Below are 15,954 nucleotides of genomic sequence, written 5' to 3'. Positions count from 1 at the left end.
AGCAATGGGTCGCATTCTCCGCGAGGAATTCAAGCTGTCCTACGCTCAGGGCGCTTCGGTCATTGTCTTCATCCTTGCCCAATGCGAACGATCACAATCCAGCGCGAGACAACCGATCAAATATGGTCGGTGACGAATATGGTCTATTAGTGGCCCGGACCGAGCTCCCTCATTTATCTGGCGGCATGTTTCTCTCAAACCAACGGATGGTCCTGGAGAATATGTCTCGGACATTGGCCGGCGATTGGGCAAGGCTGTGAGACTCCCCACCATAACGTACGAGTTCGGCTGTCCTGCCGCGGTTGTAGAGAGCATAGAAGAACTGTTCGGACTGCGTAACCGAGTCGCGCATGTCGAGGTCTCCATGAATCATGAGGAGAGGCGTTCTGACGTGTTCGGCATAATACAGCGGGGATATCTTGGCATACGTATCTAGATCCTGCCCGGGAAGCTTCGAAATTCCGAATTGGTCGATCTGAGACCAATTGCTGCTCTTTTCGTGTTCGATGCCAGGATAGCCGCGCGCCATGGGATCGAACTCTCCAGCCCAGCTCGAGAAATCGCTTATGCCAGCCATCGCAACACCTGCTTTGAAGCGGTCGGTCTGACCCAGCAGCGTCAGAACGGTGTATCCGCCCCGGCTCTGTCCGAAGACCGCAAGGCGGTCCGGGTCGGCGATGCCGAGCGCCACGAGCTTGTCGGCGGCAGGGATTACATTGGCGGCCACCTGCAGGAACGCCGAATAGCGCTTCTCCCCCTGCGGCAGAGGGATCGAGGGGATCATCACGACGTAGCCCTTCGCGGCGTAGGCGTACATGTTGTAGATCCCCGGCATCATAGGGTCGAGAAAGTAGTCGGTCTCGAGCGATCTCGATTGATAGCCTTGATATACCCAGAGTAGCGTCGGGTATCGGCGCCCGGGTTGATAGCCGGGTGGCAGGATCACTGCGGCCTTCAGCTGTTTCCCGTCCGCGCCGACGTAGTCGACCAGGCGCTTCTCCCCCCAGTCGATCTGCGCCATCACCGCGTTGAGTTCCATCAGGGGCTGCTGGCCCTCGCGATCAAGTCGTATCGCGAAGACCTTAGTGCCCTTCGAATCCGATCGGCTCAGCAGCACCACGCCACGGGGCAGGTTGGAGTCGATGGGGGTCCCTCCAGCCGAGTCGGTCTCCGGACCAGATACGCCATCCACCGAAAGATAACGGAGGCGGGCAGACGCTCCGTCGATGCGCGACAGAAGGAAGCGTTCTACCGGGCGCCCACGGTCGGATGGGGTTATCAGATCGGTATCGGCATCCCACCTGGCCACCAGCGTCATGACATGCCGACGGTCGTCGAAACGGTAGAGCGTTCGCCCGCTGATCGCCACCAGACCTCCGCGGGCCGTGCGATAGAAGGTGCCTGGTTCGTCCATCTTCAAAGTCAGGTTCGTGCGCTTGCCATCCAGCCCGAGTAGCCACCAGTCGCTGCGGCCCCCGGCCTTTGTGTCTGGAAGTCGAGCGATCAACCGCTTCGATCCGACCCAGAACACAGGTCGCGACAGAAGATTGTCGGCTCCCCACGTGTGCTTCTCGATCATCGGCTGCGTCACCTGCGTCGGTCGGCCGCCGTCCACCGGAACGGCGAAGAGCGAAGTCTGCTCCACGAAGTCGTCGGCTCGACCGCGAACGGCGACCCAGCGACTGTCCGTCGACCATTCGTGCAGCGACAGGGGGCGGGCGGCTGCCGGGGGCAGGCTGGCCCATCGCACGTGAGCTCCCGGCACGATCTCGACGAATCCCAAGCGACGCTCGACCGTCCACATGTCGTCGAACGAGTTCGGCAGTGTGCGGCCATCCATCGGCTGGATCGCGCCCATCGATACGAGAAGCGCAAGCCGCCTTCCGTCAGGAGACACGGACACGGTCAAGGCGCCGCGAAACGGATATGTCGGAACCGCCCCTATGGAAGCCACCGAGCCGTCCAAGACGTCGAACGTCTTCAGTATCGCTTGGTCGGCGGTCTGGTCGTGCGGCAGTCGCGCCGCGCCGCTTCCGACAGCCCTGCCGGTCGGCTCCGTCCCGGCACGGAGTGCTGCGGCGTCGGCAGCGACGCTGCGGAAAGGACGCGTGTACCGATCGAGAAGCGCGGACGTCTGGCCCCTTGGGAGGGTGGCCGCAAGTAGCCGATGCGCATCGAGCCAGAGATATGGGGCCTTTTCATAATCCTCGCTGCAACCGTGCGCAGTCGTACCATGATCGGCGCCACCGCGAAGATCGAGCCGTTCGAAGGGGCCGCCGTAGCGCATCTGGGTGGGCAGCCCATCGTTCGACTGGCGGGAGAGCCGACCGGTATCCCTTTCCCAGACATACAACCGGACGTTGTCCCCCCCGCGGGGTTCGGAACCCTCTGGCTGGGTCGAAAGCATCGCAAGCCGCCTTCCATCCGGAGACCACGTCGCACACCAGAAACCGGCAGCTCGAGAGGCTCCGTTCGTTACCTCGCGCCGTTCGCCGGTCACCGTCGATATCAGCACCACGTCGGATCGCGACGGATCGATCTCGTAGGCGTTCCTCCCGAAGACCTCGCCGGGCAGGGCTGGACGCTGTACCACGAAAGCCGCCCATTGACCGTCCGGAGAGATCGCCGCCTGGTCCAATCTCTGAAAGGAAAGCACATCGTCTATCGTCAGCGGGCGCCCCCCGGAGGGGCGTTCAGATGGCGATGCTTCCGCCAAGCCGATGACCGGAATCATGATTGAACACGCGATGACGACAATCGTCCGTGCAAGCGCGCAAACCGTTTGTCGGAACACATCGATCGAACCGGGTCGATTGCGAAAAATGATCAAGCCCATTCCCATCCTCAACTCGAAGATCGTCGAACGTAGGTCGGTCAGTGCGGCAACAGGTTCGAATCCAGCGCACGCCGGACTCTGCACAGCGCCGAGTCGTCCGCCGTCGTACGGATCGCCGCCAACGGGTCTTTCTCTCGGGCCAGTTCTGGTGCCTCGACCCGGACGTGTTCGACGCCGGCATGCCATTGATGCTGCCACCACGCGGTAGCCGACCTCGCTCTTATCTTCGGAAGCAGCTGCGAGGCATCGCGCAGGAGTTCATCCGGTGGAATGAGATCTTGCCCGGCCGCTACAGCATGGGACAGGTCCTTGGCCAATTCTACGTTCGGTACGTTCGCCATTTCGTGGGACTTCTGTTTGAGATCCCGAATCAGGTTCTGCTTGGCCGTGTTCCATTCAGGATCGGTGAACCCGTCGGTGACGAGATCGCACATGGTCCTTCGCAGGTTCGTCAGTGCAGGTCGCCATTGACCAACTGCGAAGTTGTCCCAGACCATCAACAAGCGATGCCCCTGCTCGCCGTTCTCGATAAACATCCCGACTTTGCCTGGAGGGCTGTCGGGCTGAGAACGGGCCAGGCGGTCGTTGACAGCCTGCTTCACCAGCATGTCCATGATCATCGCAGTGGACTGCCCGCGGCGGGACGTCGCGGGCGCGACGGCAGGAGCGACGACGGTCATCAACGCGATCCTGCGCCCCTGTTCGAGCATCGCGAAACTGACGGGCCTGATGCGTTCCGCTTCGAACGAGGCAACCGGGGCGGTCGAGGCCCCCGGGTCTGAGCGCTTCCAATTCCCGAAGTGCCTTTCGACCATCGCCTTGGTAACCGAGACATCCACGTTCCCGACCACTACCACCATGGTGTTCCGGGGCCTGTAGAGGCGATTGTACAACCCGCGTATCCTTTCGACGGTCGCGGTGGCAACGTCGTCCGAGTTCTGAGCGTCGATGACGTCGTTGGGCGAACCCGGCGCAACGGAGGCTATGTAGCTCGCGTAGATGTCGTTCCCCAGCTTCCGCCCGGCCATCTCCTGTTCGACCTGAACGCGCGCTTCGTTCACAGCGTCGGATCGCATCGTCAGGTCGCTGGCGACCTCGCGGAAGAGTCCAAGCAGGGTATTAAGATCGGCAGCGTTATTCGTCTTCGTCGACAGGAAATAGTTCGTCTCGCGCCAGCTGGTGGTCCCAGCGGAGGGCGCCGAGAAGGTCAGCGGCAAACCTACATGTAGAAGATGATGCAGATCGTCCGGGGCGCCGATCGTCGGGCTCAGAAAGGCGATGTGTTCGATGAGGTGCGCCAAGCCACGCTCGCCAGGACGCCGTTCTTCAATGAATCCTCCCTCGTTGCGCATGAGCAGCGAAACGCCCGGTTCCGTACCTACCCGCGGAAGAATAGCGTAGCGTACGCCGTTATCGAGACGTCCGGAATCTACCGGCCGCCAGTCGCTCAGCGGGCGACGCTTCTCGACCACCGGCCGGGTGGCAGCGTCTCCGTCTCGGACCTTCTCGCCGGCCGAGACGATCGATGGCAGGGCTGCCGCAACGAGGAGGGCCAGGTGCGGCTGAGTCCGGCAAAATTTTCGCAATTCCAAAGCCCTTCCACCATGCACCGCGTATTGGCCCGATGCCGTTCGATCTCATCCTGGTTTTCCGATGTCTCGACGGCCCTGCGACCGGATGGTCGTGGGCAATATTTCGCTTCTCGACACCAGATAGTCTTGGCGGAAATGCGTATGCTGCAGCGTGGCCGATACGGATACGTCAAATGGAATGAGATCCGACCTAACTGGGTCGTGTGGAAATCGACTCAAACCCGTAATGACAGCGCATTCACCGCGCTGAGGGGCCTCCAAGCCCCCCCGTTCACCCGCGTCAATTGAAGGCACTCATCTCCCATACGGCCGACGAGCAGTAGGAAACCTTCTCATCGACGCGCATGTACGGTGCAAGGAGTGGTCGAGCCGACGACCGGGCGCGGCGCGGACTTCCCCCTGCCATCGCAGTCTTTGCCGATCCACCGACTGCGGACGGGCCGTCTTCGGCTGATCTAGCGGGCTTCCGAGCAGGCTGCGGTCGCAACACTGATTCCAGTGATCGCGACTCTGCCCCGGCCCTCAGATTCCACTACCGAAGACTTGGGGATCGAGTGTCTGAAGATGTGTCGTCTTCATCGGCACCGATCAGTAGATCGTCCGCCTGCGCTCTCCCCATCGCGACAAGCAGGGCGAAGGCAGCCACGTAGGCGTCGCGCCGAGCGGTCAGCGATTGGACCTGACTGTTCAATAGTTCCTGCTCGGCATTCAGCAGGTCGAGGATAGTGCGGTTCCCAACCTGATTCTCCGCACGAACGCCTTCGAGACTGAGCTCGTTGGCCTTAACGGCGGTGTCCGTCGACCTGATGGATTCCGCCGTCGTCCGCCAAGCAGCGTAGGCAGACCTCACCTGGGCGATCGTATCACGCTCGACTGAGATCGCGTCCTCGATAGCCCGTTGCCGAAATGCGGTCGTCTGGCGGACGAGCGCGGCGGGGCGTCCCCCCTGATAGACAGGCTGATCTGCGACGAGGGACGCCGATGAATTTGGACCTTCCTGCGCTTGGCGTGCAGCGCCGCCGCTCGACGATTTCGGATAGGAGCCTAGGGCGTCGTACAGGCTGCCTCCGACCTGTGCAGTGATCCTGGGAAGACGAGTGGCTCGAGCGGCACCCACATCGTAGCCGGCAGCTGCGGCTTCGCGCTGGGCGGCCGAGATAGAGGGATTGCGGGCCAAAGCCACTCTTACGGCGTCGTCCGGATCCGCGGGTAGGTTGGGGAGCGGTCCGGGCTGGCGAAGATCAACCGGTTGATCCCCGACGAGCCTGGCATAGTTCTCCCGACTCTGGATCAGTCGGGAGGACGTCACCTGGAGTTGCGAGGCGGCCAACGCTCGCCGTGCCTCGGCCTGGGCAACGTCCGTCCGCGTCAGGTCACCGGCTTGGAAGCGGTCGCGTGTTGCCTGGAGGGTGGTCTCCAGGACACGGACGTTCCTTTGGTAGAGCGACACGGCGGCCTGATCACGGAGTACATCCATGTAGCTGCCGACGACCGCGTAGAAGACGTCGGCTTCCGTCGCTCGCGTCGTGGCATACGATGCCGTGGCACGGACCCGTGCAGCGTCGACCTGACTTCTTATTCCCCCACCGGCGTAAAGCGGCACGCTAAGCTGGACGTTATTTTGAACCTGCCGATAGGGCGTGCCTGCACCGAACGTCGCGTTCGATCCGTAAGGACGGATCAGGTTCTCTGTGAAATCGCTCGTAAGCCCCGCCGACGGCAGTCCGTTCGCCTTGGCAATCGATACGTTCTCCTCGCTCGCACGCTGTGTCGAGCGCTGCGCCGCGATCGTCGGGTTGGTTGAGTAGGCGCGTCGCAACGCCGACCGCAACGTCTCGGCGTGTCCGGCCGAAGCCGTGAACGCCGCTACCGTCAGCAGGCCTACGGACAGCCCCGATAACGCGGTGGAAATACGACCGGCCGTCATACAGCTCCGCCGGATCGGGATCCGTTCCGAACATGTGATCAATCGACCATACGTGATGGCCGAGCGGCTCGTCACGAATGGTGCAGAAATGCATGGGTGCGATACCGCTGGAGATGGTTCGGATATGCCCGATCCGCTCCAGGTCGTCGCTTCGGCGTAGATTTCCACTGCTAACTCTTCACGTTGGAATGGTTCGGCTTTCCGCACGCTTCCGCCAATCGCATCGTCGATGTCCGGACGGCATCGCCGGTAAGGACCGGTCCTCTCCCGAGTGACTAGTCGAGTGCTAGCTGATGAAATTGACGACGCGGGTCGCCGATTAAGCGAGGCTGACGGGACCGCGGCGACGAAATGGAAACCACCGCAACCGGCATGTGGACGCTCTCCGAAATTTTCTTTCTGCTTCCCGTAGGCCGTCAACCGATCCGTCCGGGAGAGCAGTTCATACCGCGGCGCCCGCGGAGTTGGTCGTGAGAAGAAACGGGAACCGATCAATCAACCGCTCAGCCGACATCGTAGGGCTTAGGACGGACAAGGCTCCGGTCGGCCCAAATGCTTGCGAGACCATCTGCCGGCGCGCCGCAGCACCATGCCGTCGACGAAGCAGCGCGGTACGGTGGGCACGGAACAGCGACATCCTGATGAGGGCGTAAATCACCAAGGCCGTGATCGCGCAAAACGAGAGGATCGCCGAGTACACGAACATGGGTACGAGAGTCAGGACAGCGAGTGCGCCGTCGACGAGCGTCGCGGAAGCGTCTTCGGCAAGCATCTTTCCTATCGGAAGAACGGACTCGAACCTGGACAGGATGTCTCCAACCTTACGTCTGCTGAACCAGTCGACCGGCAGGCGGAAGAACTCGCGCGCGACGTTCGACCACAGACCGCATCCGCCACGTCTGTCTACTTCGACGACTAAACCGAAATGGTGCTCAGGCTGGTATTGCCGGACCGTTTCCGGCAAGCCGTCCCTGTGTCTGGTGGCTCAATGGAGGACGTAATGGAAACGCAACTCCTTGATTCGCTTACTCGAAGCGAACGGAACGTACTGCGGGTCCTGTTGCGCGAACGCGACCAGAAGACGATCGCACGGCAGCTCAACCTCAGCCCGGAGACCGTCAAGACCCACCTTCGCAACGCGCGGGAGAAGACGGGGGTGCGGCAGAGCTTCGCCTTGGCGCGAGCCCTCGCCGAGCACGAAGCGCATACCCCCGAATGGGGTATCACCCTCCCTGGGGGAGGGTCTTCATCGCCGGAGCCGATCACGAACGGGGCATCGAAACGACCCGAGGAGCAGGGGCCGGACGATGACGCGTTTCACGAGACGCGTGCGGTCTTCGACTATGACCGTTCATCGTCGGGTTTTCCTGTTCTTCGGGAGGAGAAGCAAAGGAACTCTCTTTCCGCGACGACGCGGATGCTGATCACGACCGGGCTGGGGATCCTGCTGGTCGCGCTCATCATTCTCGCGTTTCCGCTGTCGGAATCGTTCCAGCGCCTCGCCAATGTTCTCGATCCACCGAAACACTGAAGCCGGAGGGCGCGTCCCGACGGCCGGGAGCAGATCGAATGCCTAAAACCCGTCTGGAAGTAGCACGCGGAGTCCACGCAGCATTCCGTGAGGCCGAAAACGCCGCCGAACACAGCTCCGCGACGATCGGGCGCTGCGCCGCAACCCTCGTGGAGGCGCGTGGCAAGGCTCACCTTCCTCCCGCGGTGGGATCCGGGATCTTCTCTCTGATGGCCCGCTCCTCAAGCAGCGCCTTCGACGCTCGCCATGCCATCGTCGCGGCGCATCCGCTCCTGGACGACCTCGCCCGAAACCTCGGACTGGTCGGCGTCGGTCCCGACAAGGAGCTCGTTCCGAACAGCCCGTTCGTCGGTGCGAGATCCCCCATGCGGGTTGTCTCCGAAGCAGCGTGATGCAAACAGCGCGGACGTCCAAACGGGGTCCGCGCTTCCGATGTCGATCTATTTCATCCTCTTCTGGTCCTCCTTGTCAATCGTGTCCTTCGCCTGCTTCAAGTGGGGCGAAGAACCGGAAAAGGCGGTGGCCGCGATGTTCCTGGCGGCTGCCGTCGCAACGCCGGTCGTTCGCTCCGCCATCGCGCTGAGGTACAAGGACGTCGAGATCGGGGTGTTTCTTATCGATGCCTGTCTTCTGGCGGGACTGGTGTGGATCACCGTCCGCGCGGACCGTTGGTGGCCTTTATGCGTGACAGCCCTGCAACTACTCACGTTCCTCTCGCACGTGGGCAAAGCCGTCAATCCGTCCCTTTGGCGGTACGGCTACCAACTGATGGCGACCTGGGCGGGCTGGCCGATGGTGAGCATTCTCGCCGTGGGCGTCCTGCGATGCCGTCTTCGGAGAGGGAGGCGCGACGGCATCTCGCTTGGATAGTCGCTGCAGGCGGAGAGGGTGACCCGTTCGGACGGGCGGACCAACTGCTCGCGGAGTTCGGATCCCTCGGTGCCGTGCTTGCGGCTTCGCCGGGCAGCATCAGACGCGTCGTCCGGGGACGAGGGGCGACGGCGCGGGGCATCTCCAGCTTCAATGCCGCGGCCATGCATGTTCTTCGGTCGCGGATCGCTGATCGACCCCTTCTTTCCTGCCTGCCGCAGGTAGCGGACTATCTGCGCTTCAACCTCAGCTTCGCCGTCACGGAGCGCATCAGGATTCTACATCTCGACGCGGCTAATCGGCTGATACGCGACGAGCAGATCGGGGAAGGCACCGGAACCCGAGTTGCCATGGCTGTTGGTCCGATGATTGATCGAGCGTCGGAACTCGGCTCCGCGTCGTTGATACTCGTCCACAACCATCCCAGTGGCGACCCGACGCCGAGTCGGCAGGACATCGAGCTCACGCTGAAGATCTCCGCGGAAGCGGGGCGGCATGACATAGTCGTCATCGACCATCTCATAGTGGGCGCCGAGAAGATATACAGCTTTCACCGGGCGGGGCTTCTCGCATGACCGGAACCAACGTCGAGCAGTCCAGTCCCGTTTCCGCCCGGAAGCAGAAAGGGGCTACGTCCAGAAGATCGAAGAAGGGACGGGAGACCTACCGTGTCGCCTCGCATTCCATCAGTCCCAACCTCATCGAGCGGGCTGAAGGTCTCTACAAGGAGCGAAGACGACGCGACGCCAGGATGGCAGGAACGAGCGCACTGTTCGGCGAACCGTCGTGGGACATCCTGCTGGATCTATTCATAGCGCAGGGCAGGGCCAAACCGGTTAGTGTGAGCAGCGCGTGCATCGCATCGTCGACGCCCCAGTCGACGGCGCTTCGCTACGTCGGCCTGTTGGAGAAGGTCGGCCTGATCAGACGAACCAAGGATCCGCGGGACGGAAGGCGTCACTATCTCGAGCTCACGGAGGCGGGACTGTCGAACATGCAGGCATATCTGTCGGAGGGGATCTGAGGTAATTCGTTCCGTGAATGCGGAAGCGCAACATTAGATTGAAAACGATGCGTTTCCGAAGGCCCGGCACGGGACTGACGCGATCGTGGCGCCGTGCGTGCAGTGCAACCGCCTACCTCACTGACGATCGGCAGTACTATTCCGTCAATCGGCGCACATAGAATGTCGTCGACGTCTTCTTCCGCAGGGTCCTCGCCGTCCCACGAATCGTTCTTCCGTCGGGCATCATCTGCATGGACAGCACGGCTACGCGCTCGCCCTGAGCCGTCAGATCTGTCTCTACGATCGTATCGGGTCGAGGCCGCGTGATCAATGCGCGGGCGCCGGAATTATCCCCGTCGATCCTGACCGATTTTTCACCGATTACGGCGTCGTAGCCGGTTCCGACCTCCGTTCGCCAGCTGAACCGGTTGCCGTCCAATTTGAGTATCCAGTCGTTCTTGGAATCCGCCGTCACGCTGACGCGTTCCCATCGCCCGGTAAGTAGATGAGCACCCTTCGTCGCGGGGCCGATCCGGCGCTGAACCGTCTCGCTCGTGACGGCCTTGCCGCTGGGACTCGTGTAGCTGGCCACATGCCACGTCAGAGTCTTTCCGTCGGGTGAGATCACATACTCCACGGTGTACGCCAACTTGCCGCGCACCCTGTCGACCTCCGTGACGACGTGGCCGCTTTTGATGGATATCGACTGCTCGTCGACGTATTCGCTTCCGGACACGTGATGAAACTGACCATCCGCCTTCACGATCTCATTATCGTCTCGCTTGAACCCCCCATCGATCAACTGAAACGTCGTCGGTTTGATGTTGCCCTTGAGCGACGTCGTATCCATCCTCCATCGCCCATCGAACGGGTACTCCGGGGTGGCAGCCGGCGCGGCGGCACAGACGAACAAAGCCGCGAATGACCCTCGGAAAAAATTTCGCGAAGACGTTGGCTTCGACGTGAACAAAATACCCTCCTGACAGGTCGGCTTAACCCAACCACTATCGGTTCGAAGACGTTCTCGGCATCATTCAACCGCGATCGCATCAGGTCCGAGGCAATGAAGAACCGCTTCCTCAGATTAGCAATTCGAGGTCGATCCCAACTGCGTCAAAATCCGATCTAGATGCTAAATCCTACGCCGCAACGTTCAAAAACACCCAATCCCGTCCTAAAAAACCAGTCGGGTGGTATTGTGACATTTGGCTGTTTCGTCGGGCGTTCCTGTTGTTAGATGGCTAGCCTTGCTATCCACTTGGTGGGAGCGGATCGGTCTTCGCCGTGGGCGCAATCCTGCTGTTCGGCTCAACGGAAGCCCGATTATTCCATTTCGGCTCGCTCCCGACTCGGCGGATTATTCACGCCCTATGTCGACGGCGTAGCTCGAATGCGCGTGCTGTTCGGAAGGCGTTTGTCACCGAGTGGAGCCTGGTATCCCGCGCGGTTCGCCGCGATCGGCAGGTCGAGGACATGGCCGACGGCCATGGCGCGCGCGGCAGTGATCGGTCGGGGCGTCGTCGTGACGAACGCGAAGCGGGTGCTTGAGCAACCCCCGAGGGCGCCGAAACCTGCGCGCGAGATGAACGAGTACGCCTTCTTGCGAATCTCCCAACTCACCCGGCACTGGAGCCGAAGGTCACCTAGCGGCCGGTCGAACTCGGTGGAACCAGGAGAAAGCACGAGGGGGCGAACAGACACCGCCCGCTTGCCGAGGTTGTGCACCAGCTCCCAACGATCGGAAATCTGGTCTGGCAACGCGAAGCGGCCGTCCTCGTCGATGTCGACCGTCACCGAACGATCGTCGTCGGTGCGCAGTGCAAGCTTCATCCCCTTCACCGGATAGCCGGATTCCGGACGAAGTTGGAATTTGAGAACGCCCTCGGGTGCGAACGTGGCGCGATCCGCCTTGAAGGCGGACACGGCATTCAGCAGTCTCTTGAGATCGAGGGTTCCCTCACGTGAACCCGTAACAACGATCTCGTCCGCAGCGGGGACCGGCGTGGCGTCCTGGGACAGAGCCGGCGTCTGCACCAGCAGCATGGTGGCGGCAGCCAGTAGCAGTCTCGTGAGTTTGTCCGGGCGGAAGTGGTGCATCATCGTACCTTTATCGTGAGCCTTGGAACTTGGCGGTGCGGTCTGTCAGCAAGCGATGGACGCGTGCGACGATCTCGAATGACGAGGCTCGTATCCGGCCAAGTCCGTCGGCGCAGGAGATTCCACGGAAGTGACCCGGCCATCTCCGCCAAAGCCATCATCGTCCGGCGTTCCGTCAGCGTCCCGGTCCGTACGACGATGGGAGCATCACGAAGACAATCGGCAGATACGCTGCCCATGCGTGGGTACGCCTCACATGCCGATCCTTGGCTCACGAGCTGCAACACGTGCACCTCATGTTGCGGAGCCTAGGCAGCTTGACCGTGGATACGAACGTCTCGCATTCTCTGGCAAATAGATCATCCGCTCAAAAGTCTAATCGAATTTCCCGATGTAAGGAAAAATTTGGGAAAGCACGGCGGCAAACATTTCTAGCTAACGATTCGAATCATTATATCCATTGTGTTCTGATGATATGTTTTATTTTCAGCTGTGGCGATTGCAGATAGAACGGAAATGGCGGTATCGTGACATGAATGTTCATTGAGATAGGAAATTTGACAGGGAGGTTGCTTTAGGCTTCTACATGTATCCTATTGCGTTGGGAGATTGATTTGACCTTTTCGTCCTCACCGGTCGCGGCAGTCTTTCGGTGAAGCGCGCGGCTCAAAAATCGCAGAAACCGACGATCTGCGTCGGATCGCTGATCGCATCTCTCGTGGCGTTTGCCGCCCCGGCAGCCGCGCAAGCGAGCAATGACCCCATGACGAAGTATCGGAGCATGACCGGCGTAACTGCGTCGGCATTGTGTTCGAGTAAGGGCGCGCCGGATGATCTGGTCGTTTGTGGAAGACGGGACGACGGCAGATATCGTCTGGGCGCCATCGATGGAGATGACGTCGGTCCGCATGATGTTGTCCGCGACACGCGGGCGGACATACTCAGGGAAGGGAGCAACTGTTCGGGATCCGGCGTCGGTGCAAACGGAAACGCGGGATGCGGCGGTGGTTTGAACGTCCTTGCCATCGGCGCCGCGGCAGTGAAAGCCGTCAAGGCGATCATCGATTGATAGTCGGACGCCCTTAAACTTGTTTGCGATAGCCACGACCGGCAAATCATGTTCAGCGCACTTAGCGTGCCAATCGCCTGACTGGAAGGTGGTACTTCGACGACCCCCCGGATATCGGATAGGTGGAACCGTGCGGCCCTACCGCGCGCAGTTTGCGGTCCACCAGATTGGGAGGGGGCCTTGCTGCCAGTCGTAAGGTGGAGAGGTTTGGTGCGAGAGCAATCGGACGGCTGCCTGTGAAACTCGCCGAACATCGTGATGCGGCGTCGAATACGGATACTTGGGCCTGTTGCAGAAACGTCCTGATCAAGCCTCAAAGGGCGGAGGGGCCGCGCGTGCGGGACAAGAGTACTGGTTTGCGCCGCGGCGAGAGGCGAGCAATGTCGCTACCTTTTTGTTAGACCTTCCGCTCCGGTGTCGAATAGTTGTGCAGAGTTAATATTATATGCCTAAGCCTCGCAAAAGATAAATCATATCGCCGTAACTATAGGAAATGAACTGGCAAAATTTAGTGGGTTCGCGTAGGACAATTTTATGCTGGCAACGACGTTTAGCCTCGTTCTCTATTTCGCCTTTACCGTTCCTCTCTTCGGCTGGGCGGTAGGAGGGCATCGCTTCTTCCGTGGCGGCCTTTTACTAGCTACTATATCTTCTCTCGTCGCCGCCTTAGCCACTCAGGTCATCGGAGCCTCATCCGTGCTCGTCGGCGTCATCTTAGGGTTGACGCTATTCGCGGCTGCAACGTTAACTCTAGTAGGCCTAATCACGGCATTATTAAGGTTGCTGGCGCCTTGAATTAAGCTTCTATGCGGCATCGTCGAAATCCGTGTCGACGGGGTGTCCATAGAATCCGTATCGGGCACCGTCTTTCTGGTGATGCCAGAGGCTTCAATTGCCTCTCGAGCTAGGCCGAGAACAGGATGGCAGCGCTCAACTCTGCCGAATATCAGACGCACTAACGTGATCCAACTGGGGAGGGTCCGCAAGTGGGCGTTCTGGTTCGATCGGCATTCCCGCGAAGGATGCTGTTTTGAGAAGGCCTTGCCCTAACTCTGGCGCTCCGTTCGGAATACAGGAGGCGTGTAACTTGCCGGTGATGCGAGCCGATACTACCGATCAAACCCTGTCGTGGGGCCGATATGATTGACGTTTATCGAAAAACGATACATATCGCTTTTCGATAAACGGAGGCCTTTGTGCAGGATCGAATTCTCGTCGTCGCAAACGGATTGGTACGGTTCGCGCACTGGTTGAACTGGGCGGTAGCAATCGGTTTCATAATCGCGATCGTCCTTTCCTTCGTTTTAGGCGACGCGCTTTCCGCGCAGATTTCCACAAAATATCACGGCAACCATGTCGCGGAGACGATCACTTTGCTTCGTGCCACAGGCTTACTCAGCATTGTCGTCTGCGTCGCAGTCTATCAGCTCTTCAGCCGCCTGTTGGCGATCATGGAAACGGTACGCGCGGGCGATCCGTTCATCGTTGCCAATGCGGATCGGCTTCAGCGGATTGGCTGGGCCTTATTCGCCATTCAGGTGCTTGATCTAGCGTTCGGTGCCATCGTGTTCGCGCTTGATCGTCTTGGTATCGATCACGCGACTTGGGTTCCCGGCTTTACCGGCTGGATCGGCGTGGTGATGCTCTTCGTGCTTGCCCGCGTGTTCCGCGTCGGTGCGGCGATGCGTGACGATCTGGCGATGACCGTCTGATGCCCGTCGTCGTCACACTCGACGACATGCTTGCGGCTCGGCGGATGACGTTGACCGAGTTATCGCAAGCGGTCGATATCACAATGGCGAACCTATCGATCCTGAAGACTGGCAAAGCGAAGGCGATCCGCTTCTCGACCCTGGAGGCGATTTGCGAGGTGCTCGACTGTCAGCCGGGTGACATCCTTAGTTTCACGCAAATGGGGGAAACGGATTGATCGACCTTGCGGAGAAAGCCGGTACGCGAAGGGGGATGGAGAGCGCGCTACGTGGCGTAGGGCGCGCCGTACTCGAAACCTATCAGCATGGCGGGCGGACGGTGGTGACCGCGCCGCTGATCCTCGGCATCGCCGTGCTGCCGGAATTCATGCAGCATGTCGCGGAGATCCATCTGGGTATGTTCGACTCCGCAGGGCGTTTCCGTGCGCTTGCTAACGATCCTCTTCGTTGGGGTTTCGGTTACGTGAAGCTGGTAGGGTTCATGATCGCCATGCTCGCTGTCGCGCGGTTCTGGTCGGTGAGGTCGATCCCCCGAACACTACTGGTCCCGCCAGCAACTCTGCTGCGCGTCGCAGCGGGGTTGATCATAGGGTTCGCGGTTGCGTGGCCGTTCGCGTGGCTGGGAAAGCAAGGCTTGTCACCCGTGATCAACATACCTCTTCAGATCGTTTCTGCCGTAATTCAGGGGGGGGGCCTGATCTACGTCATTGGCGCGTTGGTAGAGGACGTGTTCGTGACGCCGAAGCGCGCCATGACGTCGCTGCTGCCCGCCGCGATCATGCTCAGCGTGCTGATCGCCGTGGCATTCGCGCCATCGCAGGCGCTCCACATGGCAAACCACAAGCTGGCTTTGGGACGGGCACTGCCGATCGTGTGGATGCTCATGCTTTTCGATGCACTGTGGGTCGGACTATTTGCAGCGCTGGTCGGCTCTGCAATGTTCGTCGGAGTGAGGACCGGGCTGACCTGGCGGGGCTGGACCGTGCATCCTAGCGATCTGAACCCGTCGAATGTTCATACCCCTGAAGGCGCATAGCGGAGTGCGGTTATATGACGCCGATAGTTCTGTTCTTGATGTGCTGGGCAGCTTTGACCGTGGCCAAGGACACGCAGATCGGGCGGTCGCTGCACAGTGTGATGGTGCAACAACCTGCTGTTGCGGCAAACCGGCTTACACGAGGCAACGTCGCGATTGCGATCGCCGTTCTGTTGTTGATCGGTATGCATTCGGTGAGCGCCCTCTAGTTTGGCGCGACTGATGCTACGCGGCTTGCGCGATGGCTTCGGGGCGCTGTTGTCGAGCTTTCCATTCCC

Annotated in this window: 17 protein-coding genes; 11 read left to right on the top strand and 6 right to left on the bottom strand. The window is 60.5% G+C overall.

What is annotated here, in order from left to right:
• Positions 1-169 precede the first annotated feature (169 nt).
• From C8J46_RS18025 to C8J46_RS18010, 4 genes are all read right to left on the bottom strand, one after another.
• Positions 170-2,836, bottom strand: a complete 2,667-nt coding sequence (locus tag C8J46_RS18025) for a prolyl oligopeptidase family serine peptidase (protein ID WP_165886634.1) — start codon at positions 2,834-2,836, stop codon at positions 170-172.
• A gap of 38 nt (positions 2,837-2,874) precedes the next feature.
• A complete protein-coding gene (locus C8J46_RS18020; RefSeq protein WP_132742042.1) occupies positions 2,875-4,428 on the bottom strand; it encodes an insulinase family protein in 1,554 nt (517 codons plus the stop codon).
• A 532-nt stretch (positions 4,429-4,960) separates the two neighbouring features.
• Complete coding sequence (locus tag C8J46_RS18015; protein WP_132742040.1) at positions 4,961-6,355, bottom strand: TolC family outer membrane protein; 1,395 nt, start codon at positions 6,353-6,355, stop codon at positions 4,961-4,963.
• Positions 6,356-6,797: 442 nt separating this feature from the next.
• Positions 6,798-7,319, bottom strand: a complete 522-nt coding sequence (locus tag C8J46_RS18010; protein WP_132742038.1) for an ABC transporter transmembrane domain-containing protein — start codon at positions 7,317-7,319, stop codon at positions 6,798-6,800.
• Here C8J46_RS18010 and C8J46_RS18005 point away from each other — a divergent pair.
• The 5 genes from C8J46_RS18005 to C8J46_RS17990 all read left to right on the top strand — a co-directional run bounded on the left by C8J46_RS18005 (position 7,299) and on the right by C8J46_RS17990 (position 9,780).
• A complete protein-coding gene (locus C8J46_RS18005) occupies positions 7,299-7,886 on the top strand; it encodes a helix-turn-helix transcriptional regulator (protein ID WP_165886633.1) in 588 nt (195 codons plus the stop codon). The genes C8J46_RS18010 and C8J46_RS18005 overlap by 21 nt on opposite strands.
• A 38-nt stretch (positions 7,887-7,924) precedes the next feature.
• Positions 7,925-8,278, top strand: a complete 354-nt coding sequence (locus C8J46_RS18000) for a hypothetical protein (protein WP_132742034.1) — start codon at positions 7,925-7,927, stop codon at positions 8,276-8,278.
• A 40-nt stretch (positions 8,279-8,318) separates the two neighbouring features.
• Positions 8,319-8,756, top strand: coding sequence for a hypothetical protein (locus tag C8J46_RS20980; RefSeq protein ID WP_165886632.1), 438 nt, complete (start codon positions 8,319-8,321; stop codon positions 8,754-8,756).
• A gap of 164 nt (positions 8,757-8,920) precedes the next feature.
• Positions 8,921-9,331: a JAB domain-containing protein gene (locus tag C8J46_RS20975; protein WP_165886631.1), complete on the top strand. Its 411-nt coding sequence runs from the start codon at positions 8,921-8,923 to the stop codon at positions 9,329-9,331.
• Positions 9,328-9,780 carry a winged helix DNA-binding protein gene (locus C8J46_RS17990; protein ID WP_132742030.1) on the top strand — a complete coding sequence of 151 codons (453 nt, stop codon included), beginning with the start codon at positions 9,328-9,330 and terminating at the stop codon, positions 9,778-9,780. The genes C8J46_RS20975 and C8J46_RS17990 overlap by 4 nt, the downstream gene beginning before the upstream one ends.
• Before the next feature lie 136 nt (positions 9,781-9,916).
• On the opposite strand, the gene C8J46_RS17985 is transcribed toward C8J46_RS17990, so the two are convergent.
• Positions 9,917-10,612, bottom strand: coding sequence for a hypothetical protein (locus C8J46_RS17985; protein ID WP_132742028.1), 696 nt, complete (start codon positions 10,610-10,612; stop codon positions 9,917-9,919).
• A 518-nt stretch (positions 10,613-11,130) separates the two neighbouring features.
• Complete coding sequence (locus tag C8J46_RS17980) at positions 11,131-11,859, bottom strand: hypothetical protein (protein ID WP_165886630.1); 729 nt, start codon at positions 11,857-11,859, stop codon at positions 11,131-11,133.
• Positions 11,860-12,511: 652 nt separating this feature from the next.
• Between C8J46_RS17980 and C8J46_RS17975 the strand changes: the two genes are divergently transcribed.
• From C8J46_RS17975 to C8J46_RS17950, 6 genes are all read left to right on the top strand, one after another.
• Complete coding sequence (locus tag C8J46_RS17975; protein WP_132742024.1) at positions 12,512-12,928, top strand: hypothetical protein; 417 nt, start codon at positions 12,512-12,514, stop codon at positions 12,926-12,928.
• Between the two features lie 534 nt (positions 12,929-13,462).
• Positions 13,463-13,723: a hypothetical protein gene (locus C8J46_RS17970; RefSeq protein WP_132742022.1), complete on the top strand. Its 261-nt coding sequence runs from the start codon at positions 13,463-13,465 to the stop codon at positions 13,721-13,723.
• Positions 13,724-14,124: 401 nt separating this feature from the next.
• Positions 14,125-14,640: a DUF2975 domain-containing protein gene (locus tag C8J46_RS17965; protein WP_132742020.1), complete on the top strand. Its 516-nt coding sequence runs from the start codon at positions 14,125-14,127 to the stop codon at positions 14,638-14,640.
• A complete protein-coding gene (locus C8J46_RS17960) occupies positions 14,640-14,858 on the top strand; it encodes a helix-turn-helix transcriptional regulator (RefSeq protein WP_056064619.1) in 219 nt (72 codons plus the stop codon). The genes C8J46_RS17965 and C8J46_RS17960 overlap by 1 nt, the downstream gene beginning before the upstream one ends.
• Before the next feature lie 104 nt (positions 14,859-14,962).
• A complete protein-coding gene (locus C8J46_RS17955; RefSeq protein WP_132742018.1) occupies positions 14,963-15,676 on the top strand; it encodes a hypothetical protein in 714 nt (237 codons plus the stop codon).
• A gap of 14 nt (positions 15,677-15,690) precedes the next feature.
• Complete coding sequence (locus C8J46_RS17950) at positions 15,691-15,885, top strand: hypothetical protein (RefSeq protein WP_132742016.1); 195 nt, start codon at positions 15,691-15,693, stop codon at positions 15,883-15,885.
• Positions 15,886-15,954: the final 69 nt, after the last annotated feature.

This window comes from Sphingomonas sp. PP-F2F-A104-K0414, assembly GCF_004340945.1.
Lineage (GTDB): Bacteria > Pseudomonadota > Alphaproteobacteria > Sphingomonadales > Sphingomonadaceae > Sphingomonas.
This window is presented reverse-complemented; position numbering and strand designations above follow the sequence as displayed.